Origin of the sequence: Huintestinicola butyrica (assembly GCF_025567215.1) — a bacterium.
GTDB lineage: Bacteria > Bacillota > Clostridia > Oscillospirales > Ruminococcaceae > Huintestinicola > Huintestinicola butyrica.
In genome coordinates this window covers 210,971-233,027 of sequence record NZ_JAOQKB010000001.1, presented here as the reverse complement: position 1 = coordinate 233,027, position 22,057 = coordinate 210,971, and the positions used below count along the sequence as shown (strand labels likewise).

Annotated in this window: 19 protein-coding genes; 7 read left to right on the top strand and 12 right to left on the bottom strand. The window is 48.9% G+C overall.

Features of this window, described 5'->3' with window-relative positions; translation table 11 throughout:
- Positions 1–78: 78 nt before the first annotated feature.
- Positions 79–1,515, bottom strand: coding sequence for an ABC transporter substrate-binding protein (locus OCV68_RS01065; RefSeq protein ID WP_262570181.1), 1,437 nt, complete (start codon positions 1,513–1,515; stop codon positions 79–81).
- 256 nt (positions 1,516–1,771) lie between these two features.
- On the opposite strand from OCV68_RS01065, the gene OCV68_RS01060 reads away from it, so the two are divergent.
- Positions 1,772–2,401 (top strand): HAD family hydrolase, encoded by a 630-nt coding sequence (locus OCV68_RS01060; RefSeq protein WP_262570179.1) that lies wholly within the window; start codon positions 1,772–1,774, stop codon positions 2,399–2,401.
- Positions 2,402–2,513: 112 nt separating this feature from the next.
- Entirely contained in the window at positions 2,514–4,010 is a 1,497-nt protein-coding gene (gene galT / locus OCV68_RS01055; protein WP_262570178.1) for a UDP-glucose--hexose-1-phosphate uridylyltransferase, read from the top strand.
- 325 nt (positions 4,011–4,335) lie between these two features.
- On the opposite strand, the gene OCV68_RS01050 is transcribed toward galT, so the two are convergent.
- The 3 genes from OCV68_RS01050 to OCV68_RS01040 form a co-directional block, all read right to left on the bottom strand.
- Complete coding sequence (locus OCV68_RS01050) at positions 4,336–4,743, bottom strand: flavodoxin (RefSeq protein WP_022475067.1); 408 nt, start codon at positions 4,741–4,743, stop codon at positions 4,336–4,338.
- Between the two features lie 17 nt (positions 4,744–4,760).
- Positions 4,761–5,330 carry a DUF3793 family protein gene (locus tag OCV68_RS01045; RefSeq protein WP_147622322.1) on the bottom strand — a complete coding sequence of 190 codons (570 nt, stop codon included), beginning with the start codon at positions 5,328–5,330 and terminating at the stop codon, positions 4,761–4,763.
- A gap of 63 nt (positions 5,331–5,393) precedes the next feature.
- Positions 5,394–5,675: a DUF2325 domain-containing protein gene (locus OCV68_RS01040; RefSeq protein WP_022475065.1), complete on the bottom strand. Its 282-nt coding sequence runs from the start codon at positions 5,673–5,675 to the stop codon at positions 5,394–5,396.
- A gap of 196 nt (positions 5,676–5,871) precedes the next feature.
- Here OCV68_RS01040 and OCV68_RS01035 point away from each other — a divergent pair, with 196 nt between their 5' ends.
- The gene (locus OCV68_RS01035) at positions 5,872–6,054 is read left to right on the top strand and encodes a hypothetical protein (RefSeq protein WP_262570177.1); all 183 of its coding nucleotides are present in this window, start codon (positions 5,872–5,874) and stop codon (positions 6,052–6,054) included.
- 8 nt (positions 6,055–6,062) lie between these two features.
- On the opposite strand, the gene OCV68_RS01030 is transcribed toward OCV68_RS01035, so the two are convergent.
- Both OCV68_RS01030 and eno read right to left on the bottom strand, forming a co-directional pair.
- Positions 6,063–6,443 (bottom strand): metal-dependent transcriptional regulator, encoded by a 381-nt coding sequence (locus OCV68_RS01030; protein WP_262570175.1) that lies wholly within the window; start codon positions 6,441–6,443, stop codon positions 6,063–6,065.
- 99 nt (positions 6,444–6,542) lie between these two features.
- Positions 6,543–7,838 carry a phosphopyruvate hydratase gene (gene eno / locus OCV68_RS01025; protein ID WP_262570174.1) on the bottom strand — a complete coding sequence of 432 codons (1,296 nt, stop codon included), beginning with the start codon at positions 7,836–7,838 and terminating at the stop codon, positions 6,543–6,545.
- Positions 7,839–8,135: 297 nt separating this feature from the next.
- Between eno and OCV68_RS01020 the strand changes: the two genes are divergently transcribed.
- The 3 genes from OCV68_RS01020 (at position 8,136) to OCV68_RS01010 (ending at position 11,529) form a co-directional block, all read left to right on the top strand.
- Entirely contained in the window at positions 8,136–8,282 is a 147-nt protein-coding gene (locus tag OCV68_RS01020; protein ID WP_262570173.1) for a hypothetical protein, read from the top strand.
- A 97-nt stretch (positions 8,283–8,379) separates the two neighbouring features.
- Positions 8,380–10,734, top strand: coding sequence for an ATP-dependent Clp protease ATP-binding subunit (locus OCV68_RS01015; RefSeq protein WP_262570172.1), 2,355 nt, complete (start codon positions 8,380–8,382; stop codon positions 10,732–10,734).
- Positions 10,735–10,788: 54 nt separating this feature from the next.
- Positions 10,789–11,529, top strand: a complete 741-nt coding sequence (locus tag OCV68_RS01010; protein ID WP_022475059.1) for an N-acetylmuramoyl-L-alanine amidase — start codon at positions 10,789–10,791, stop codon at positions 11,527–11,529.
- A gap of 159 nt (positions 11,530–11,688) precedes the next feature.
- On the opposite strand, the gene OCV68_RS01005 is transcribed toward OCV68_RS01010, so the two are convergent.
- Positions 11,689–15,153 (bottom strand): glycoside hydrolase family 2 TIM barrel-domain containing protein, encoded by a 3,465-nt coding sequence (locus OCV68_RS01005; RefSeq protein ID WP_262570171.1) that lies wholly within the window; start codon positions 15,151–15,153, stop codon positions 11,689–11,691.
- 68 nt (positions 15,154–15,221) lie between these two features.
- Between OCV68_RS01005 and OCV68_RS01000 the strand changes: the two genes are divergently transcribed.
- Positions 15,222–16,028 carry an AraC family transcriptional regulator gene (locus tag OCV68_RS01000; RefSeq protein ID WP_147622332.1) on the top strand — a complete coding sequence of 269 codons (807 nt, stop codon included), beginning with the start codon at positions 15,222–15,224 and terminating at the stop codon, positions 16,026–16,028.
- Positions 16,029–16,362: 334 nt separating this feature from the next.
- Here OCV68_RS01000 and clpX read toward each other — a convergent pair whose 3' ends face one another.
- From clpX to thrC, 5 genes are all read right to left on the bottom strand, one after another.
- Entirely contained in the window at positions 16,363–17,649 is a 1,287-nt protein-coding gene (gene clpX, locus OCV68_RS00995) for an ATP-dependent Clp protease ATP-binding subunit ClpX (protein WP_022475055.1), read from the bottom strand.
- 91 nt (positions 17,650–17,740) lie between these two features.
- On the bottom strand, positions 17,741–18,331 hold the full coding sequence (clpP, locus tag OCV68_RS00990; RefSeq protein ID WP_022475054.1) for an ATP-dependent Clp endopeptidase proteolytic subunit ClpP: 591 nt from the start codon (positions 18,329–18,331) through the stop codon (positions 17,741–17,743).
- A 60-nt stretch (positions 18,332–18,391) separates the two neighbouring features.
- Entirely contained in the window at positions 18,392–19,672 is a 1,281-nt protein-coding gene (gene tig / locus OCV68_RS00985) for a trigger factor (protein ID WP_022475053.1), read from the bottom strand.
- A 101-nt stretch (positions 19,673–19,773) separates the two neighbouring features.
- A complete protein-coding gene (locus OCV68_RS00980; protein ID WP_262570170.1) occupies positions 19,774–20,460 on the bottom strand; it encodes a metallophosphoesterase in 687 nt (228 codons plus the stop codon).
- Between the two features lie 30 nt (positions 20,461–20,490).
- Positions 20,491–21,984: a threonine synthase gene (thrC, locus tag OCV68_RS00975; protein WP_262570168.1), complete on the bottom strand. Its 1,494-nt coding sequence runs from the start codon at positions 21,982–21,984 to the stop codon at positions 20,491–20,493.
- Between the last annotated feature and the right edge of the window lie 73 nt (positions 21,985–22,057).

Here is a 22,057-nt window from a genome sequence, read left to right as displayed (position 1 = left end):
CGACTATAAGATTGACCAAAGATCAGTATTCAGGAAAGGATATGGAAAAAGGAAGAAAAACCTTAGAAGTAAGCTCGATTATCTATACTGAGCCAGAATCTCGTCTGCCTGAGACTGGGCATTGTCAAGAGCGGTCTTGGCATCGGAAGCGCCTGTCATTACGGACTCGATTGCGGTATCAAGGATATCCTGAACTGCGCCCTGGTCGTAAACGGAGAACTCTGCGTGGCCGTATTCAAGCTGATCTCTTGCAACAAGTGCCTGAGGGAAATCTGCGGTGTACTGCTTCATTCTCTCGGTCTCATAAGCTTCGGGACGGGTAGCAACGTAGCCTGTGTCGATGCTCCACTGAGCAACTCTCTCGGGGTCGCTTGTCATCCACTTGATGAAGGTGTAAGCTGCCTGTGTCTGCTCCTCGGGAACGCCCTTGAAGAGGTAGAAGTTTCCGCCGCCTGTGGGTGAGCCGTAAGAGGTATCAGCGGGAAGCATTGCTGTGCCGAAATCAAATGTAGCGTTGTTCTTGATATTGGTAAGGTTGCCTGTGGTGGTGTAGATCATTGCGGCTCTCTGCTCCAGGAAGTCGGAGGGAGTGGTTGACCATGCGGTAGTGCCGGGTGCCTGAACGCCTGCATCGGAAAGGCTCTTCCAGAATTCAAGACCTCTGATAGTTCTTTCATCATTGAAGTAAACCTCTGTACCTGTGTCGTTCATGATATTGAAGCCGTCCTGCTGGTTGCAGAAGGTCTGGAGCATCCAGTAAGCGTATCCTGCCTTGTCGGAGGGGATCTGGATACCGTAGCGTGTTGTTGTGCCGTTCTCGGTCTTGGTCAGCTTCTTGGAATAGTCCATAAGCTCGTCCCATGTCTTGGGAGGTGCCTCGGGATCAAGTCCTACTTCCTTGTAAGCGTCCTTATTGTAGTAAAGGATAATCGTACTTCTCTGCCAGGGGATACCGTAGGTAAGGTCTCCGCTGCGGCTGTTCTGCATGAAGCCGTCATAGAAGCCGTTGAGCCATTCCTGATCCTCTGCGGAAGTCGCAAAGCTGTTGATATCGTAGATAGCGTCCATGGAAAGCAGGGAGTAAAGGTCGATGGAGAACATAAGTGCCAGAGCGGGAGTGTTGCCTGACTTGATAGCAGCCTGAACCTTTGTTCTTGTTTCTGCATATGTGCCTGCGTAAACGGGATTTACGGTGATGTTGGGATATTCGCTGTGGAACTCATCGCAAAGGTTGGAGATGAGCACATCAGGTCCGCCGCCTACTGAAACGGGGAAGTACATATCAAGTGTAATATCCTGTGCGGGTGTTGAATCTGCTGTATTATCCGCATTGTCGGAAGAAGCAGCGGAGGTATCTGCGGATGAAGTGTCAGCGGAAGCTGTCTTTGTTGTTGTCTCGGAGGAAGCTGTGTCGGCAGATGATGTATCTGCACAGCCTGTCATGCTTACCGCAAAAATGCCTGCCATCACAAGTGCAAGTCTTTTTGACTGATTTTTAAGAACCGAATTTCTCATAAAATTTTTCCTTTCGTATCTGACTTTGCTTATCATTTTCTGATCGCACTGTCATGATATCACCCGAAAAAAGCAAAGTCAATCACTTTTACAGAGGTTTCACGCAGTTTTCCTTTGACGCAAAAAGCAGGAATACGGATTTTACAGTTCCGTCTAAAATCGAAATCTGTGTAAATATCAGTGCTGTAATATTGACAACAAAAGTGCGGTGTGATAAATTTTATAGGTACAATAACTCACTTGAAAGGAAATAAATATGAAGCTTAAAACAGAAAGCCTTATTTTTGATATGGACGGTACTCTCTGGGACAGTGCCGCAAATGTAGCCGCATCATGGAACGAGGAGCTGCGCAGGAACGGCAGCAACGTTACCTTTACCGAGCAGGACGTTAAAAGCGTTATGGGTCAGACCATGGACGCTATCGCCCTGAAATTCTTCGGCGACAATGAACCCGAAAAGGGACTGAAGCTCATGGAGCGCTGCTGCGAATATGAAAACGAATATCTCTCCATACACGGCGGCATCTTATATGACAGGCTGGAGGAAACGCTGAAAAGGCTTTCCGCAAACCACAGGCTGTTTATAGTAAGCAACTGCCAGTCGGGCTATATAGAAGCCTTTCTGAAATTCTACGGCTTTGAAAAATACATCACCGACCACCTTTGCTGGGGCGACAACAAGCTGCCCAAAAGCGAGAATATCCGCCTGATAATGGAGAAAAACCACGTTGCCGACGGAACATATATGGGCGACACTCAGCTTGACTGCGACAGCGCATATGCGGCAGGCGCAAGGTTCATTCACGCCGCCTACGGCTTCGGCACGGCGGACAGGTATGACCTGAAAATATACAGCTTCGCAAAGCTCACCGAATGTGTGGAGTAATGTTACTTTTTTCCATATGTCTGAAACTAAAATCCATTGATTTCCCATTGGCAGTGTGATATAATTTAATAAAATCACTGCGCACAAAATATCACACGAAGGGGAAGATATCATGATAAACACTTACATTGCCGCTCTTGCGGCATACGGTCTCAAAACAGGTCTTATCACCGCAGATGACAGAATATTTGCGATAAACTCTATCCTTGCCGCTTTGGGTCTGGACGATTATGAGGAGCCTGAAAATATCCCTGACATGGAGCTTGAAGAGATACTCAAGGGTCTGCTGGACTTTGCCTGCTCGAAGAATATCATTCCCGACAGCATCGCTTACCGTGACCTTTTTGATACAAAGCTCATGGCCTGCCTTACTCCCCGTCCCTCGGAGGTCATTGCAAAGTTCAAGGCTGACTATGCTGTCTCCCCTGTCACCGCTACCGACAATTACTACAAGCTCAGCCGTGACACCGATTATATCCGCCGCTACCGCATTGCAAAGGATATAAAGTGGAAGACTGAGACCGAATACGGTGAGCTTGATATCACCATCAACCTCTCGAAGCCCGAAAAGGACCCCAAGGCAATAGCTGCCGCAAAGAACGCCAAGCAGAGCGGCTATCCCAAGTGCCTGCTGTGTCCCGAGAATGTGGGCTATGCGGGCCGCCTCAATCACCCTGCACGCCAGAACCACAGAATTATCCCTGTAGATATCTGCGGCGAGCCATGGGGCTTCCAGTACTCCCCTTACGTTTACTACAACGAGCACTGCATTCTTTTCAACACCAAGCACACTCCTATGGTCATCGACAAGAAAGCTTTTGAAAAGCTCTTTGACTTTGTAAGCAAATTCCCCCACTATTTCATCGGTTCAAATGCAGATCTGCCTATCGTAGGCGGCTCTATCCTGAGCCATGAGCATTTCCAGGGCGGAAACTACACCTTTGCAATGGCAAAGGCAAATATCGAAAAGGAATACAAGATAAAGGGCTTTGAAGATGTTACAGTGAGAAGAGTAAAGTGGCCCATGTCCGTTATAAGGCTCAGAAGCGCCGACACAGGCAGACTTGTGGAGCTGGCAGACATTATCCTTACCAAGTGGAGAGGCTACACCGATGAGGCTGCTTTCATCTTTGCGGAAACTGACGGCGAGCCTCACAACACCATCACTCCCATTGCCCGCAGGAACGGCGATATGTACGAGCTTGATCTGGTGCTGAGAAACAACATCACCACCGAGGAACACCCTCTGGGCGTATATCATCCTCACGCAGAGCTGCACCACATCAAAAAGGAGAACATCGGTCTTATCGAAGTCATGGGTCTGGCAGTTCTCCCCGCACGTCTTAAAAACGAGATGCAGCAGCTGGCAGATGTGCTTGTGACAAAGGGCGTAAGCGCAGTCCGCAGCGACCCTGTTCTTGAAAAGCACGCCGACTGGGCTGAGGAATTCTGTTCAAGAAGGACTGTCAATGCCGACAACGTTCACGATGTCATTCGTGACGAGATAGGAAAGGTATTTGCAAAAGTCCTGGAGCACGCAGGCGTTTACAAGCGCACTCCCGAGGGAGAAGCTGCTTTTGACAGATTTGTTGAATACCTCAACAAGTAAATAACAAAAAAATCCCCTTCGACTTTGACGTACACATCAAAGATCGGAAGGGGTTATTTCTGTCCTTTTAAGAACAGTGAAAATCAAAAAAGGAAAATGGGAAATGATTTTTATACTAATCTTTAATCGTTCTATAGACAAAGCCGACAGATGAAATAAGACCAGTCTAGGAAAGCGACTGCAGGCGGGCCTGTCGCCCGGCAAGGGAGCTTGACGAAGAATGGGCTTATTTCAGCCGAGGATTTGTCTATAGGTTGATTGAGGATTAGTATTATAACAAAAGAGTATTGGAATAGGCTATTAAATATGCTTTTATGAGAGAAAATTACTTGGCAAGATCCTCGCCGAGAGCCTTGCACTTTGCAAGATCTTCATCGGAGGGAGTGAGGTTAACGATAAGTCCCTCGCCGCCAACGATCTCAGCGCCTGCTGCTGTGCAGCGGTCTGCCCAGGTTCTCATCCACTCGCCGTCGCCCCAGTCGTAAGAACCGAAGAGAGCGATCTTCTTGCCGGAGAGCATGCTCTCGATGCCTGTGAAGAAAGGCTCGAACTCATCTTCCTCCAGAACTTCGGAACCCATTGCGGGGCAGCCGAATGCAAGTCTGTCATAATCTGCGATATTGCCGCTGAAATCGGAAACGCTGAACAGCTCTGCGCCTGCGCCCTCTGCAACAGCCTTAGCCATCATTTCGGTATTGCCTGTACCGCTCCAGTAAATAACTGCAATTTTCATTGAAAGATCTCCTTTTATCAAGATATTCTGAGCGCCTGATAGATATCAATGCCCTCATTTAATTTATTGCACAGAAATTTTCTGCACCTTCCGTAATTTGCAAACGTACGCTCCGCCGCTTCCACGTTGCCGTAAACCTTCCAGCAGCCGCAAAGCTTGAAGTTTCCGCCGTTGTTCTCGATAAAGCCTTTGACATCTTCAAAGGGATATCCGAGAAAAACACCTATCTCATGAGGGAAATCCCCATGCTCACATATTCTTTCCGAAAGTCTGTCAAGACATTCATCAAAAGATAAATTCTCGCCGTATCCATAGCCTGCGAGAAGCTGTTTTGCCGTACAGTCGGAAAGCCGTTTTTCCATAAGCTTTTCGCTGTAAAGTAAGATCAGGGCTCTGTTTTTGCAGCAGCACAGCTGCTTTATTTTCAGCCCTCTTGATACCGCCCTGCGGTTGAAAAATTCAAGATGTGCTTCAACATCAAATTCGTCCATAGAAAGTGAAAGCAGACCTGCGCATTTTATTCCCAGCAATGTGGGAGCTGTGTGCATTGCAAGCTTGCGCTCGAATTTCAATTCACGTTCTGACATTTTGGCACCGCCTTTTGTTTGATTGATATGATTAGCTTTCGCTAACTGCATGCTGTAAAAAAATCAGCAGCAGTACTGCTCAAGAATACTCTTGAGTGCGCTTACACTTGCGCTGTGTATTCTTGCAACGGGAATATCGTGCTTCTGGGACTTCTGATTAACGCTGTTTACCATCTTGTGTGAACAGGTGCTTGTGAAAACTACCATCAGATCGGGTGTGCCAAGCTTGTTTTCAAAGTCGGAAGGCATCTGCGTGAAAACCTTTGCCTTGCAGTTATATGACTTGCAGATATCCTTGTATCTTGTAGCCATTCTGTCGTTTCCGCCTACTACAACTACGCTCATTTTTATTTTCCTCCTTTATAAAAATTTGATCTATCTCGATTAGCCTTTGCTAACTAACTATAGTATATCATATATTTTTTAGTTAGTCAAGGGTAACTTAATAATTTTTTATAGTAATTTTTCCTGTGATATCAAAGGGTAATTCATGCTCTCCGTGAAATAATAATCACATATCCGAATACAAGGAAGTGATAATATGTCAAAGCAGGGAATGAACCGTATCAGCCGCACCCATGTAAAGCCACGCAATGAAGCTGCTGCCGTGCCTGAAATACAGGGCAAGGCAAAGCACGGGAACGAAAAGGCAAATCCCATTATTGCAGGGACTCATGCGCCTTCGCTGAAGGTTTACCACTCAGAGCCTCATTCGCACGAATAGTTTTGATATCATAATGCCTTATGATACTTTCTGATATGCTTTTTGAGCTTGTCAAAGGACTGGGCGCTGATATTATGTTCAAGGCGGCAGGCGTCCTCCGCAGCTGTTTTTTCGTCAACCCCTATGCCGATGAGCCAGTCTGTAAGCACCGTATGGCGCTCATAAACGCTTTCCGCCGCTTTTCTTCCGTCATCGGTGAAGGTGATATATCCGTTGTCATCAACACGGATAAATCCCCCGTTTTTAAGCAGTCCCACTGCACGGCATACGCTGGGCTTGGTAACGTTCATCTCACGGGCGATATCAACAGAACGCACTTCTCCGTTGCGGTTGCCGAGAACAAGGATAGTTTCAAGATAGTCCTCGCCTGACTGTCCGAGATTGCTCATATATCCGTCTCCTCTCCAATACAGCAAAACAGCCCGGATATGATGTCGGATCATATCCGAGCTATTTTACAGTGTCTCGTATCTATAGTTCTATTGCTTTTATCTCTTTACATTGAATGCAGCCATTCCGGGATAAACTGCACTTGCACCAAGCTCTTCTTCAATTCTGAGGAGCTGGTTGTACTTTGCAACACGCTCACTTCTGCTGGGTGCGCCTGTCTTGATCTGGCAGGTGTTGAGAGCAACTGCAAGGTCTGCGATTGTTGTATCGGCAGTCTCGCCGGAACGGTGAGAAGAAATTGCAGTGTAGCCTGCCTTGTGAGCCATCTTGATAGCTTCAAGTGTTTCGGAAACAGAACCGATCTGGTTGAGCTTGATAAGGATAGAGTTGCCGCAGCCAAGGCTGATGCCCTTTGCAAGTCTCTCGGTGTTGGTTACGAACAGATCGTCGCCGACCAGCTGTACCTTGCCGCCAAGCTCCTTGGTAAGCTCCTGCCAGCCTTCCCAGTCCTCTTCGTCCAGAGCGTCCTCGATGGAGATGATGGGATACTTTTCAACAAGCTGCTTCCAGTGAGCAATAAGCTCGGAAGATGTGAACTTTGTGCCTGCCTTGGGGAGAATGTATTCGCCCTTCTTTGAACCCTTCCACTCACTGGAAGCAGCGTCCATAGCGATCATAAAATCCTTGCCCGGCTCATAGCCTGCGTTCTTTACAGCTTCGAGAATGTACCGGATAGCTTCTTCATCGCTTCCAAGGTCAGGAGCAAAGCCGCCCTCGTCACCTACGGAAGTAGCAAGGCCCTTGGACTTAAGAAGTGCTGCCAGAGCATGAAATACCTCTGCGCACTGTCTGAGAGCTTCCTTGAAGGAAGGAGCGCCTACGGGCATTATCATGAATTCCTGAACGTCAACGGTATTTGCTGCATGAGCGCCGCCGTTAAGAATGTTCATCATAGGAACGGGAAGTCTGTTGCCGCTTACGCCGCCGAGGAATCTGTAAAGAGGCACACCCATAGCAATGGAAGCTGCTCTTGCAGCCGCAATGGAAACAGCAAGGATAGCATTTGCGCCGAGCTTTGACTTATCCTTTGTGCCGTCAGCGTCGATCATAGCCTTATCAACCGCATATGTATCGGAAGCGTCAATGCCCTTTACAGCGTCGTTGATAACAGTGTTGATGTTCTCAACTGCCTTTGAAACGCCCTTTCCGCCGTATCTGGACTTGTCGCCGTCACGAAGCTCAAGAGCCTCAAACTCACCTGTGGAAGCACCGCTGGGAGCAGTACCTCTGCCGACAGTACCGTCAGCAAGATAAACCTCAGCCTCAACTGTGGGGTTTCCTCTGGAATCAAGGATCTCTCTGCCTATAACCTTTTCAATAGCTGTATAAACCATAGCTTTTACCTCCGTATTATATTTCGCATTATACGTTAGCCTCCGCTAACGTATATATTATATCACGCATATTTGAGTTAGTCAACGCTAATTTAATGTCATTTTATTTGAAATTATCTTGATATATGAAAAAATTTCCACAGTTGTATTTTTTTAGAACCTGTCTTCATAAGAAACGTGTGCGGATTTTCGAGCATAATTTTGTTGCAGAGTAGGCAAAAATCCGCAGGCGGGCTTTCGCCCGGCAAGGATTTTTAACGCAGTCTGCGGCAAAATTTGCCGAAAAGACGTGCGCATATGCTTGTGAAGACGGGTTCTTATATTGATGATGACTACATACAAAAAGCCGTTCTGTCCAAAGGCTCGGACGAGGCATTTTTTAACACAGTGACAGTCAGCAGCAGCTCCATAGACATCTCCCCCTCCATGTGCGAGATAGACTAATTTTGTGATAACCATAATCCGACAGTTATTTCGGGAAAATCAGTCCATAATATAACAGCAAGCATATTATACCTTGTTATAGGAGATGTTGGAACTGATGTATAATCCCGAACTATTGACACGAAAAGCAAACACTGTAATAAATAAGGCTTTTCTGCGTGCAGGAAAGCTGGGACACACCTATGTGGGCAGCGAGCATCTGCTCCTTGCCCTTGCCTCGGAAACGGGAAGCACCTCCGCAAGTATCCTGCGCTCCTGCGGTGCTACCGAGGAAAAGATACTGGGGAGAATAATCCGTCTCATCGGCCGTGGAGAGCCGTCGGTGGTTGACAGCGACTCATTTACCCCTGCTGTGGCACGGATCATCTCCGCCGCCTGCCGTAATGCAGGGGCTACCGCCGAAAAGCCTGCGGGCACGGAGCATATCCTCGCCGCAATGCTAAAAGAGGAAAACTGCACCGCCGTAAGCATCATAACGGACATGGGCATAAGCACCGCCTCAGTTCTGGGAACGTGCAGGGGGCTTTCGGGGCTGGATATGAAGTATTTTCCGCCAATCACAAAAGCGCCCACCCTTATAAAGTACGGCAAAGATCTGACCGCTGCGGCTGCGGAAAACAAGTGCGACCCTGTTTTCTGCCGTGACAAAGAAATAGCTCGGGTGATACGCATATTGTCCCGCCGCACAAAAAACAACCCATGCCTTGTGGGAGAAGCCGGCGTGGGCAAGACAGCCGTTGCGGAGGGCGTAGCGGCAGCCATCGTATCGGGAGATGTGCCCGACACCCTGAGGGGAAAGCACATTTTTGCCCTTAACCTTACCTCTATGCTTGCTGGCGCAAAGTACAGGGGCGATTTTGAGGACAGGATAAAGCTCTGCATCGACGAGGTGATCGAAAACGGCAGCATTATCCTTTTTATTGACGAGCTTCACACCATTGTGGGAGCAGGTGCGGCAGAGGGCGCCATTGATGCCGCAAATATCCTGAAGCCCCAGCTTGCCCGTGGAGAGCTGCGGATAATCGGCGCCACCACCTTTGACGAATACCGCAAGTTCATCGGCAAGGATTCTGCCCTGGAGCGGCGCTTCCAGCAGGTCATGGTGAGCGAGCCCTCACCCGAGGACGCTGTGAAGATACTGACAGGTCTCTGCCCATGCTACGAAAACTATCATAAGGTGCATATCTCATCAGAAGCGATTCAGGCGGCGGTGGATATGTCCGTTCGGTATGTGAATGACCGCTGCCTGCCAGACAAGGCCATTGACCTTATCGACGAAGCCGCTTCCAAGGTGCATATAAGGAACGGCAAAAAGGGTCTGAACGGTCTTGCGGAGGAGCTTACCGCCCTTATCGACAGAAATATGCCGAAAAAAGGCTCACTTGCGGAGGCTGTCGCTTCCGAAAACACAGCTCTGCCCACAGTCACAGCCGAGGACATTGCGGAGATACTTTCCGCCGCCACAGGCATTCCCGCCAGCAGGATATCGGAAGATGAGAGCAAGCGGCTCATAGGGCTTGAAGAGGAGCTTCACAAGCGTGTTATCGGACAGAATGAAGCGGTATCCGCCGTGGCAAATGCCGTCCGCCGAAGCAGGGCGGGGCTGAGAGACCCCAAGCGTCCCGTAGGCTCATTTATATTCTCGGGCCCGTCGGGAGTGGGAAAGACCGAGCTTGCCAAAGCCCTTGCCGCCAGTCTTTTTGACAGCGAAAAGGCGCTTATCCGCTTTGATATGTCCGAATATATGGAAAAGCACAGCGTTTCACGGCTCATCGGCTCTCCCCCGGGATATGTGGGCTATGACGAGGGCGGTCAGCTGACTGAGCAGGTGCGCCGCAGGCCCTATTCCGTCATACTTTTTGACGAGATCGAAAAGGCCCACCCAGATGTTTCAAACATTCTCCTGCAGATACTGGAGGACGGCATTCTCACCGACAGTCAGGGACGGCGGATATCCTTTGCAAATACAGTGATAATCCTTACCTCAAACATCGGCGCAAAGGAGCTGACGGACAAAAGCTCCCTTGGCTTCGGCAGCAGCGTAATGACAGCTGCGGAGGAAAACAAGCGCATAAAAGCTGAGGTCACAAAGGAGCTGAAAAAGTTTTTCCGTCCCGAAATGCTTGGGCGCATTGACGAGACCATCGTATTCGGCAAGCTGGACGGAAACGAGACGGAAAGCCTTGCACGGAAGCTACTTGACGAGCTGAGAACACGTGCGCTTGCCATGAATATCTCCGTTGAATTTGCCCCCGAAGCGGTGACGAAGCTCATAAGCTGCGGCGAGAACGGAAAGCGTCCCGAAGCCCGTGCCCTGCGGCACATCATCACCGAGCAGATAGAAAATCTTCTCAGCATGAAGCTTATCGGCGGAGAAATATGCAAGGGCGACAACGTTATCCTCACAGCCGATGAAAACGGCTTCCGCTTTGCCTCCGACCAAAAGGTATAATACACCGACACAGCGCATATATATGACCAAAGCACATGAAAGGTGGTCATAAATTTGCCTAATGTCTTTTTAAGCCCCTCGACTCAGGAGTGGAACAAGTACGCCACGGAGGGCAACGAGGAACAGTATATGAATCTGCTTGCCGACCTGATGGAGCCCTATCTGCTGTCATCGGGCATAAGCTTTACACGGAACGATCCTGCAAGGAACGTTAACGGAGCGATACAGGACTCCAACAACGGCTGGCATGACGTTCATCTGGCGCTGCATACCAATGCGGGGGGCGGTCAGTATGCCAATGTTACACGGGGCGTTGAGATATACTACTCCCCCTACTCCGAGTACAGCAGGCGGCTTGCAACCATTATCGCAAACAATATGGAGACTATTTATCCTATCCCCGCCAAGGTGTCGGCGATACCCACCACATCTCTTGCGGAGGTGACAAGGACAAAGGCAGTGGCGGTGCTGGCTGAGCTGGGCTATCACGACAATTTTGAGGACGAAGCGTGGCTGAAAAACAATCTGGAGACCATTGCCCGCACACTGGTGCAGTCATTATGCGATTATTTCGGCATACCCTTTGTGGAGCCCGGACCTGTGAGAACGGGAGTAGCCGCAACTGACGGCTCCAACCTTAATATCCGCAGCTATCCCTCAACGGAATCCTACATTGTGGGAAAGATACCTGACGGCGGTCATGTAAATATTTACGGTGAATCCGGGAACTGGTACATTGTTAAATGCGGTGACACAACGGGATATGCGGCAAAGGATTTTATAACGCTGACATAAAATAAAGCGGAGCATTCCATTTTACTGAAATGCTCCGCTTTTGTTTATTTATCCTTAAAATGCTGAACTATCAGATATACCGCTCCCGCAATTATCAATATGACTGCGCATATCACTATGGGGATATATCCGATGTTTTCTTCCGTAAGAAAGCTCATATCACGCCTCGAACTTAAAGGACTTGAAGTCAAAGTCGCTGCCGGGGAGGAATGCAAACGCTACCTTGCACTTGCCGCTTATTCCTTCAAGAGCAAACTCTCTGGGAGTGTATTCATCTGCACCCTTGAACTCGGCAAGAACACGCTTTTCGGTGTCGCCTGTGAAGATAACGTGAATACTGTTGAGGGGCAGGTGGGACTTACCTGTGATGATTATCTTTGTGGGCTGCTTCTCGCTGAAATCAAACTCGCCGAAATTCAGCATAACGTTGTTGCCTATTCCTGTAACTGCGTCAGGCTCGGCGGTAAACTTGTCACCGTAAACGCTCTCATTGTCCGCAGCGTTTATCTCGCCGAACTCCTTGTCGGGCTTCCGGAATACAAAGCCCTGAACGTTGTAGCCGTCATCGGACTCCATTACAAAGGTGTGCATACCCTTGAGCACCTTATTGAGCTTGAAGGTGTTGGGGATATAGGTGAGCCACTGGGGAGGCTCATGGTAGCTGAACTCGCCTATCATCTCGCCGCCCTCGCCGGGGATACCGTCATAGAAGCGGATCTTTACGGGTGTGGTGCAGTTTGCGAAGATGGGCACTGTTACAGTGTCGCTTCCTATGCTGCCGAAGTCAACGTTCTCGAAGCCAAACCAGCTGTTTTCATTTGCAAAGCCTGCGCCTCTTTCGATGCCGTTGCTGATGTTATCGGTCTGAACGGTGTGAAGTCCGCCAAGTACAAGCTCGTAGGGATTGAAGGAAGCTGCGCCCAGTCCCTCGCCTGTGAGCTTCAGGGCGGTAAGGATATGGTACTTCTCTGTGCCGTTCTTGCAGAGCGCTCTCAGGAAGAACTCGCCGTCGCCCTTGCAGCGAACTGTAATCTCGCCGTTTTCAACGGAAACTATCTCGGCGATATTGGACTTAATGCCGAGAACTGTTGTGATCCTAAACTCAATATCATTTGCGTAGGTCGCATTTGCGGGATATACCTTTGCTCTGAACTTCATCTCCTTGCAGTCGGGAGTGAATGTTCTGGAGTCGCTTACAAATTCTATCTTGCGGACAGGAATGTCGATAGTCTCATCGGGGCACTCGGCATTTCTGTGAGTGTTCTCTTCCATTGCGGAGATACCGCTCACCTTATCAGCCTGAACAGCCTTGAGGGTAACTGTGCTGTCGGGGAGAGAGGGAGAGGTTACCTTGACGGTGATATCCCCTGCTTCCTCCTTGGCTGCGATTATTGCAATAAGCTTGCCTGAGAAAAGTCTGCGGGAGGTTCCCTTGTACTGCTCGTAATCGGTGGAGTCGCCGTTGTCCAGTCCCACAAGTCTGCCTGCGCCGCTTACCTCAACGAATACACGGTTGTTGGCATTTGCAACGTGGTTGCCCTCTGCGTCGAATGCGGATATCTCAACAAATGCAAGGTCGGTGCCGTCTGCCTTGACAGTATCATTTTCGGGGATAAGGCGTATCTCAGCGGTATCGCCGAAGGAGCGCTGAACATCACGTGCGATCTCATTGCCGCTCTCGTCGTAAGCAATCGCCAGCAGCTCGCCCTTGGTGTATTTTGCAATGGTGTTGAGGGTAAGCTCCGTGCCCTTTACATGGTCGATATCCTTTTCGGCAATTTTTTCACCGTTGAGGAAAAGCTCAACTCTGGGGGCGTTGGTGGTAACTCTTATATCGATTTCCTGACCCTCGATGAAATCCCAGTAAGGGAAGATATGAACGAAAGGAGACTTCTTATAATCTGTCCACTCGGCACGGAAGATATATGCGCTGTCCTTGGGGAAGCCTGCGGTATCTATCTGACCAAAGTAGCTGTTCTTTGTATCGTATGGAGTAGGCTCACCGATGTAGTCAAAGCCTGTCCAGATGAACTGACCTGCGCAGAACTCGGCGTCACGGTCGGGAATGATGCACGCCTCGGTGTTCTTTGCAGCCCAGCCTGTGGTGCTGTTGCCAAGGGCGGAGCACTGCTCGTCATCATCGGAGAGGACGGACTGTGCAAGGGGAAAGTGATATACGCCACGGCTCTGCACAACGGAGGAGGTCTCACTGCCGTAGATCATCCAGTCGGGGTGCTTTTCGTGCTGCTCATGGTAAAGTCTCTCGGCATAGTTGTAGCCTGCCAGCTTTACGATATCCGCACACTTCTGTGCGCCCTCCCACTGCATGAAGTTGGAGCCGATGGTAACATATCCGTTTGCTCTGTAATCATGCTCACGGACAAGTCCCAGTAGCCATGAAGCTATCTCCTGACCTCTTTCGTCAGCGTGGGTGTCATATATTTCGTTTCCTATGCTCCAGCCGATAACTGAGGGGTGGTTTCGGTCACGGCGTACCCATGAAGCAACATCTGTGGGAGCCCACTCGTGGAAAAATCCTGCATAGTCATAGTCGGTCTTGTGTCTCTCCCACATATCAAAGCCCTCGGAGAGAATGAGGAAGCCCATTTCATCTGCCAGCTCCATAAGCTCAACAGCGGGCATATTGTGGCTGGTTCTTATAGCGTTGATGCCCATAACTCTGAGCTTTTTCAGCTTTCTTACGATAGCCGCACGGTTAACGGCAGCACCAAGTGAGCCAAGGTCATGGTGCTCGCAGCAGCCGTGGAGCTTTACATGCCTGTCGTTAAGAAAGAAGCCCTTGTCGGTGGTGAACTCAGCCTTGCGGAAGCCGAAGCGGTTCTTTACGGTCTGTATGGTCTCGCCGTTCTTTACAAGCTCTGTTACCATGGTGTAAAGGTGAGGATCGTCGATATCCCACAGCACGGGCTTGTCAACGTGCATTGTTATGGTATTTACGGAGTAGTTCACCTTGTCGCTGCGGATAGCCTCGGGGATACGTGTCCTGTCATATGCGCAGCAGGGATATTCGGAAGAACATACTGCCTTGTCGCCATCATAAACGGTCTCTCTTATTGAAAGCCCCTCGACGGTAACGCCTGCGGGGCGAACTGCCTCGGCGGAAACTGTAACATTGCCCTCAATATCGGCGGAGATATAAACACCGTCACTTGTGATATGGCAGTCGGGGTAATTTCTCAGCCATACACGGCGGTAAATTCCTGCGCCCGAGTACCATCTGGAGTTGGGGCAGCGGTAATCAACACGAACGGTTATCTCGTTCTCGCCGTCACGGAGCAGGTCAGTAATGTCAAACTCGAATGTGGAATAGCCGTACTTCCACTCCCCTGCCAGTTCACCGTTAACGTAGGTCTTGCTGTCCATATAAACGCCCTCGAAGCGAATGGAGGTGCGAACGCCGTCAAGCTTTTCATAGCTGAACTTTTTTCTGTACCAGCCTGTGGAGGTCTCGTAAAGATTTCTTGTTTCATAGATCATCCAGTCGTGGGGAATATCCACTCTTGTCCATTTAAGGTCAGAGGAATACTCGGTATCAATGGGATTTTTTGAAAATTCCCAGCCGTCACAGAAAAGATGATCTTTTGAGATTTCGTTGAGATTCATATTGATTTTTCCTTCCATATATATTATAATTTACTATGTAAAAATTTTAAACCAAAGGACGTGCGGACATGGACGAAGCCATTTACCCCATAGCCAAGAACCCTAACAAGTCGCTGCTGACTGCCGCAGGAGTGGGCTGGTGCGACCTGCAATATCACTGCATACGCAAGGACGGATACCCTCAGCCCCAGATAAACTACTGCACCGAGGGCAAAGGCGTTCTTGTCACAGAGGGAAAAAACACGGAGATAACAAAGGGAATGTCTTTTTTTCTCCCTGCCGATGTGCCACACGAATACTACGCTCTGGGCGATGTGTGGTCGCTTGAATGGGTAACATTTTCAGGCTGCGGCTGCGCTGCACTGCTGGAGCAGTTCGGGCTGAAAAACGCCGTCACCGCATTCCATGAGGATCCAAGCGAAATGGAGCGTGCATGGCAGTCCATCTACACCATTCTCAAGCGCAATAACGAAAACGCCTCTCTCCGTGCGGATTCCTATATGTACCGATTTCTTACCGAATACCAGATAAGCCGCATGAAGCCTGCGGGAACACCCTCGGAATTTTCCGCTTTCAAGCTGGCGGAGGAATACATCTCCGCTCATCTGTCGGAAGAGATAGCCATGGAGGATATCGCCGCTGCCGCAGGAGTTTCCCCCCAGTACCTGTGCCGAATTTTCAAGCGCAAGACCGATATGCGTCCATTCCAGTACATCAACTGCCGCCGGCTTTCCTATGCAAAGCAGCTGCTCACCAAGGGAAACATGACCGTTTCTCAGGTGTCGGAGGCGGTGGGATATCACGATGCCAGTTATTTCTGCAAGCTGTTCCGTGCCCAGGAGGGAGTTTCTCCGAAAAAGTTTATGTCCTCGTGAAAAATTTTGTATGATTTAACTGAATTATACCGCAAAATCCACCCTTTGTCAATATAAGCTTTTTCGCCCCAAAGTAAAAATATAAATATTTGAAACTGATTTATACTAATCTTCAATCGTTCTGTAGATAAAGCCCACAGATAGAATAAGACCAGTCAAGGAAAGTGACCGCAGGCGGGCTTGCCGCCTGGCAAGGGAGCTTGACGAAGAATGGGCTTATTCTATCCGAGGATTTGTCTATAGGTTGATTGAAGATTAGTATTACACATAAAAAAATCCGACCTGAAACGCAAACAAATCAAGTTGCGTTTCAGGTCGGTCATTTTTATAATTCTTATGCCTTTTTCTTCTGAGCAGGCTTGGTGCCTGTGGCGATAAGGGGCTTTGCGCCCTCTGTTACGCACGCCTCAGTGATAGTCACCTTGACAATATTCTCATCGGAAGGAGCTGTGAACATAGTATCCTGTAAAAGCCCTTCAACGATAGCTCTGAGGCCTCTTGCGCCTGTTTTCTGCTTGATAGCCTTTTCTGCAATGGCAGTAAGTGCGGCATCATCAAACACAAGCTCAATGCCGTCAAGCTCGAACAGCTTCTGATACTGCTTTACCAGAGCGTTCTTAGGCTCGCTGAGTATTCTTACAAGGGCAGCTTCGTCCAGCTCGTCAAGCACTGTGATAACAGGAAGACGGCCCACCAGCTCGGGAACCATGCCGAACTTTACCAGGTCCTGAGGAGTAACGTCCTTGAAGATGTTTACTTCCTTTTCGGACTTGCTTCTTACATCTGCACCGAAGCCCAGTGTAGAGGAATCAATTCTCTTCTTGATCGTCTGCTCCAGTCCGTCAAACGCACCGCCGCAGATGAAGAGGATATTCTTTGTATTGATGTGCAGGCACTCCTGATAAGGGTTCTTTCTGCCGCCCTGAGGAGGAACGTTGGAAACTGTACCCTCGATTATCTTGAGCAGAGCCTGCTGAACGCCCTCACCGCTTACATCACGGGTGATGGACATATTCTCCGACTTTCTTGCGATCTTGTCGATCTCATCGATATAAACGATGCCTCTCTCGGCAGCCTGGATATCATAATCAGCCGCCTGAATAAGTCTGAGAAGCACGTTCTCAACGTCATCGCCAACGTAACCTGCCTCGGTAAGGGTGGTCGCATCGGCTATTGCAAAGGGTACGTCAAGTATCTTTGCAAGGGTCTGAGCAAGCAGCGTCTTACCGACACCTGTGGGGCCCAGAAGGATAACGTTTGACTTCTGAAGCTCAACAGCGTTGTCGTCCTTGTCGGAAAGGCTGTTTATTCTCTTGTAATGGTTATACACCGCAACGGCAAGAGCTATCTTTGCAGCGTCCTGACCGATGATGTATTCGTCCATGATCTTCTTTATTTCAAGGGGCTTTTTAAGGCTGAGAGCCTTGGAAGGCTTGCCGAACTTTTCAAGATGATCGGGAGACGGAACATATCCGAGTGCCTCATTATTCATGAGCATTTCATAGCAGTAAATAATGCACTCGTCGCAGATGTTTGCGTTGCCTGCTGAAAAGAGGTTCTGAACCTCAGGCTCAGTCTTGCCGCAAAAGCTGCATCTTTTAAAGTTTCTGTCTGCGGGCATCCGTATCAATCCTTTCATAGGGGTTTTAAAATAAAGCTCCGCTGCCCATACGGACATTTCCGTAAAGACGGCGGAGCTATCTCTCTTATCTTTATCTGTGCTCGATGACCTTGTCGATAAGACCGTATTCCATTGCTTCCTGAGCAGTGAGATAATTATCTCTCTCAGTATCACGCTCGATAACATCAAGAGGCTTTCCTGTATTCTTGGAAAGTATCTCATTCAGCTTGTTTCTGGTATAAACCATGTGGTCTGAATGGATCTTGATATCGGTGCACTGACCTGAAATTCCGCCGCCTGCAATGAGAGGCTGGTGGATAAGGATCTCAGAGTTGGGAAGAGCAAGTCTCTTGCCCTTGGTTCCTGATGAAAGCAGGAATGCGCCCATCGAAGCTGCCATACCCATACAAATGGTTGACACATCGCACTTGATATACTGCATGGTGTCATATATTGCCATACCAGCAGTAATGACGCCGCCGGGGCTGTTGATGTAGAAGGAGATGTCCTTTTCGGGATCCTGTCCCTCAAGGAACAGCATCTGAGCAATAACGAGGCTGGCTGTGGTGTTATTTACTTCCTCAGACAGAATGATTATTCTGTCATTCAAAAGGCGGGAGTAGATATCCATGCTGCGCTCGCCGCGGTTGGTCTGCTCTACTACATATGGTACTAAACTCATTAACTATACCTCCACTAAATAACGAAACCCCAATACGTCAAATTCAAATTACCCCGTAGATTACTTGATTACAGCCTTTTCCTTTACGAGCTTGGAAGCTGCTGTAACAACCATGTCAGTCTTGAGAGTCTCAGGACTAACAACATTCATGAGCTGCTCAACGGGAACCTTGTAGGTCTCGGACATCTTCTTGAGCTCCTCAAGAACTTCATCGTCGCTTACGGTGAGGTTCTCAAGCTGAGCGATCTTCTCGAGAGCCAGTCTGAGCTTAACGGTCTTCTGAGCCTGCTCCTCGAAGGTCTTTCTGAAAGCCGCCTTATCCATGCCAACGAAGGAGAGGTACATATCAAGGTCAAGTCCCTGCTGGGAAAGTCTGATCTCGAAATCTCTTACCATATCGTCGATCTTGTGCTCAAACATAACCTGAGGGATCTCAGCCTTCATGTTTGCAAGAATTGTATCATAGATCTTGTTTTCAACTTCTGCGTCGGCAGCCTTCTCAGCGTTGTCCTCAAGCTTCTTCTTGATATCAGCCTTCAGCTCGTCGAGAGTGTCGAACTCGGAAGTATCCTTTGCGAAATCGTCATCGAGGTCGGGAAGCTCAGTCTTCTTGATCTCGTGGAGCTTGATCTTGAACTCAGCGGGCTTGCCTGCAAGCTCTTCCATCTGATAGTTCTCGGGGAATGTTACGTTGATGGTGAACTCCTCATCGGTGTTCTTGCCAACGATCTGCTCCTCAAAGCCGGGGATAAACTGACCGGAGCCGATCTTAAGCTCGAAGCCGTCTTCCTTGCCGCCGTCGAATGCCTTGCCGTCCATGAAGCCCTCAAAGTCGATAACAACGGTATCGCCGTTCTCGACTGCTCTGTCCTCAACGGTAACGAGTCTGCCGTTCTTTTCCTGCATAGCCTTGAGCTGCTTTTCAACATCCTCATCGGTTACAGTCTTGGCGGGCTTTTCAACTTCTATACCCATATAGTCGGAAATTTCAACCTCGGGCTTGGTGATGCACTTTACCTTGAAAGAAACGCCGTTCTCCTTGGAAAGAGCGGTAACGTCGATCTCGGGTCTGTCAACGAGAGTAAGCTTAGCCTCGTCGATAGCGCCGCCAACGATCTCGGGAACCATAGCATTTACAGCATCATCATAGAAGCAGCTCTCGCCGTAGAGATTTTCGATCATCTTACGGGTAGCCTTGCCCTTTCTGAATCCGGGAACGTTGATCTTATTCTTAGCCTTTAAGTAAGCGGCCTGAACGGCAGCCTCAAATTCCTCAGCGGAAGCCTCAATTTCAAGTTCATATGTGTTTGTTTCGATTTTATTTGTAGATTTTAAGCTCATTTACAACATCCTCCATTTTAATACAAAGCATATAAAAAGATTATACCATACAAAATTTAATAAAGCTATAGCAAATATGCAATTTCTGCATTTTGCACAAATTATAATATCCTCACAGGGCAAAACTGCACATAATCGGCGGATACAAGGCGGAAATCAATGCCGTCACGCTCGCCGCACACGGCGTACTGATGGGCTCTGCCGTGAACATGGCCGTAATAGCACTTTTTTATATTATGCCTGTACATCACGTCCAGTATGTCGTAATTGTACTCCGTGCCGTATATGGGCGGGTAGTGCAGGAACACGATAGGCTCCAGCCCTGCCGCCTCAGCCGAGCAGAGGGACGTTTCCAGCCTGCCCGCTTCCCTTGCAAGCACCTTGGCATCGGCAGGCTCGCTGTTGTCGTTTATCCAGCCTCTTGTGCCGCAGATACCGTATGTATCATATGCAAAATGATTGTTGTGCAGAATTTTTATGCTGTCAAAACCGTTTTCTTCAAGGAATCGGTTCATCTTGGCATAAGTGTTCCACCAGTAATCGTGGTTGCCCTTGGAAATTATCTTTGTGCCCTTTAATTTATGTATGAAGTCAAAATCGGGAAGCGCTTCCCTGAAATTCATCGCCCATGATATATCCCCGGGAATTACCACCGTATCCTCGGGGGACACGGTCTTTTCCCAGTTTTCCGAGATGCGCTCCACGTAATTCTCCCAGCCTCCGAATTTATCCATCGGCTTGTTTACGGCAAAGGAAAGGTGCAGATCACCCATTGTAAAAAGCGCCATTTCATCCTCCTCTGCTGCGTTCGTTCAATATCAAAGGGAAAGGGACTTGAGAACGAAATCCTTCATCTCATCTCTTCCGATAGCTCCTGTGAAGCGGATAGGCTTGTTCTTCAGCTCTGCAAGAGACTTGGGAACATCATAGCCGGAAACCTCGTGGAGACGCTCAACCTTGTCGAACTCGTCCATATCGGAAACCTTGCCCTCTATTGCTTCAAGAACAGCTGTGCTGAACTTGTAGGGGCTTGCGGTGGAAGCGATAACAGTCTTGGTGTTGTCGCCGGTAGCCTTCTTGTAATCCTCGTAAACCTTTACTGCAACAGCGGTGTGGGTATCGAGAGTGTAGGAATACTTGTCGTAGATCTCCTTGATGACAGCCTTGGTCTGAGCGTCGTCGCAGAAGCCTGCCGCAAAGTCAGCCTTGAGCTTTGCCTTAACGTCGTCGGTTACCTCATATCTGCCCTCGGAAGCCAGCTTGCCGAACCACTCTCTTATCTGAGCGTCATTTTCGCCGCAGAGAATGTAGAGAAGTCTTTCAAGGTTGGAGGAGATAAGGATATCCATTGAGGGAGAAACAGTGGTGATGAACTTTCTGTTTCTGTCGTAGATACCTGTATTTATAAAGTCGGTAAGAACGTTGTTTGCGTTGGAAGCGCAGATGAGCTTGTTGACGGGCATACCCATGTGCTTTGCATAGTAAGCTGCAAGGATATTTCCGAAGTTTCCTGTGGGAACCACAATATTGATCTTGTCTCCTGCCTTGATCTGCTCGTCCTTTACCAGCTCTGCATAGGTGGAGATGTAGTAGATTATCTGAGGTGCAAGTCTGCCCCAGTTGATGGAGTTTGCGGAGGAGAACATCATGCCGCCGTCTGCAAGCTTCTGCTTGATCTCTTCATTGGTGAAGATAGCCTTTACGCCGTTCTGGCAATCATCGAAATTGCCGTTGAGAGCGCATACGGTAACGTTGTTTCCGTCCTGAGTAGCCATCTGACGCTTCTGCATAGCGGATACGCCGTCCTGAGGATAGAATACCATGATGGAGGTACCCTCAACATCGGCAAAGCCCTCGAGAGCAGCCTTTCCTGTATCGCCCGAAGTAGCAACAAGGATAACTACCTTCTTGTTCATCTTTATCTTCTTGAGAGATGTGGTGAGAAGATAAGGAAGGATCTGGAGAGCCATATCCTTGAATGCGCAGGTGGGGCCGTGCCACAGCTCAAGAACATATGTACCGTCAAAAAGATGGGATATCTCAGCGATATCTGCGGAAGCAAAGTTCTTGTCGTTGTAAGCGCTTTCAGTGCAGTACTTAAGCTCAGCATCGGTAAAGTCGGTAAGGAACTTGCTGAAAACAACAGCTGCTCTCTCAGCATAGCTCATATCGCCAAGCTTTACGATCTCGTCCATTGACATCTGAGGAATTTCGGAGGGCACAAAAAGTCCGCCGTCTGCGGAAATTCCCTGAACAATAGCTTCGGCGGAGCTGATGCTTACGCCGCTGTTTCTTGTGCTTTTGTAAAACATTTTATCACCTTTTTCTTCGGGATATCCCGATAATTTTTATTATTGAAGCGGCGTCCGCCGCAGATATGCTTTT

Excerpts from the sequence above, each read along its gene's own strand:
- OCV68_RS01065 (WP_262570181.1), bottom strand. The coding sequence starts at position 1,515 with ATGAGAAATTCGGTTCTTAAAAATCAGTCAAAAAGACTTGCACTTGTG.
- OCV68_RS01060 (WP_262570179.1), top strand. The coding sequence starts at position 1,772 with ATGAAGCTTAAAACAGAAAGCCTTATTTTTGATATGGACGGTACTCTC.
- galT (WP_262570178.1), top strand. The coding sequence starts at position 2,514 with ATGATAAACACTTACATTGCCGCTCTTGCGGCATACGGTCTCAAAACA.
- OCV68_RS01050 (WP_022475067.1), bottom strand. The coding sequence starts at position 4,743 with ATGAAAATTGCAGTTATTTACTGGAGCGGTACAGGCAATACCGAAATG.
- OCV68_RS01045 (WP_147622322.1), bottom strand. The coding sequence starts at position 5,330 with ATGTCAGAACGTGAATTGAAATTCGAGCGCAAGCTTGCAATGCACACA.
- OCV68_RS01040 (WP_022475065.1), bottom strand. The coding sequence starts at position 5,675 with ATGAGCGTAGTTGTAGTAGGCGGAAACGACAGAATGGCTACAAGATAC.
- OCV68_RS01035 (WP_262570177.1), top strand. The coding sequence starts at position 5,872 with ATGTCAAAGCAGGGAATGAACCGTATCAGCCGCACCCATGTAAAGCCA.
- OCV68_RS01030 (WP_262570175.1), bottom strand. The coding sequence starts at position 6,443 with ATGAGCAATCTCGGACAGTCAGGCGAGGACTATCTTGAAACTATCCTT.
- eno (WP_262570174.1), bottom strand. The coding sequence starts at position 7,838 with ATGGTTTATACAGCTATTGAAAAGGTTATAGGCAGAGAGATCCTTGAT.
- OCV68_RS01020 (WP_262570173.1), top strand. The coding sequence starts at position 8,136 with ATGCTTGTGAAGACGGGTTCTTATATTGATGATGACTACATACAAAAA.
- OCV68_RS01015 (WP_262570172.1), top strand. The coding sequence starts at position 8,380 with ATGTATAATCCCGAACTATTGACACGAAAAGCAAACACTGTAATAAAT.
- OCV68_RS01005 (WP_262570171.1), bottom strand. The coding sequence starts at position 15,153 with ATGAATCTCAACGAAATCTCAAAAGATCATCTTTTCTGTGACGGCTGG.
- OCV68_RS01000 (WP_147622332.1), top strand. The coding sequence starts at position 15,222 with ATGGACGAAGCCATTTACCCCATAGCCAAGAACCCTAACAAGTCGCTG.
- clpX (WP_022475055.1), bottom strand. The coding sequence starts at position 17,649 with ATGCCCGCAGACAGAAACTTTAAAAGATGCAGCTTTTGCGGCAAGACT.
- clpP (WP_022475054.1), bottom strand. The coding sequence starts at position 18,331 with ATGAGTTTAGTACCATATGTAGTAGAGCAGACCAACCGCGGCGAGCGC.
- tig (WP_022475053.1), bottom strand. The coding sequence starts at position 19,672 with ATGAGCTTAAAATCTACAAATAAAATCGAAACAAACACATATGAACTT.
- OCV68_RS00980 (WP_262570170.1), bottom strand. The coding sequence starts at position 20,460 with ATGGCGCTTTTTACAATGGGTGATCTGCACCTTTCCTTTGCCGTAAAC.
- thrC (WP_262570168.1), bottom strand. The coding sequence starts at position 21,984 with ATGTTTTACAAAAGCACAAGAAACAGCGGCGTAAGCATCAGCTCCGCC.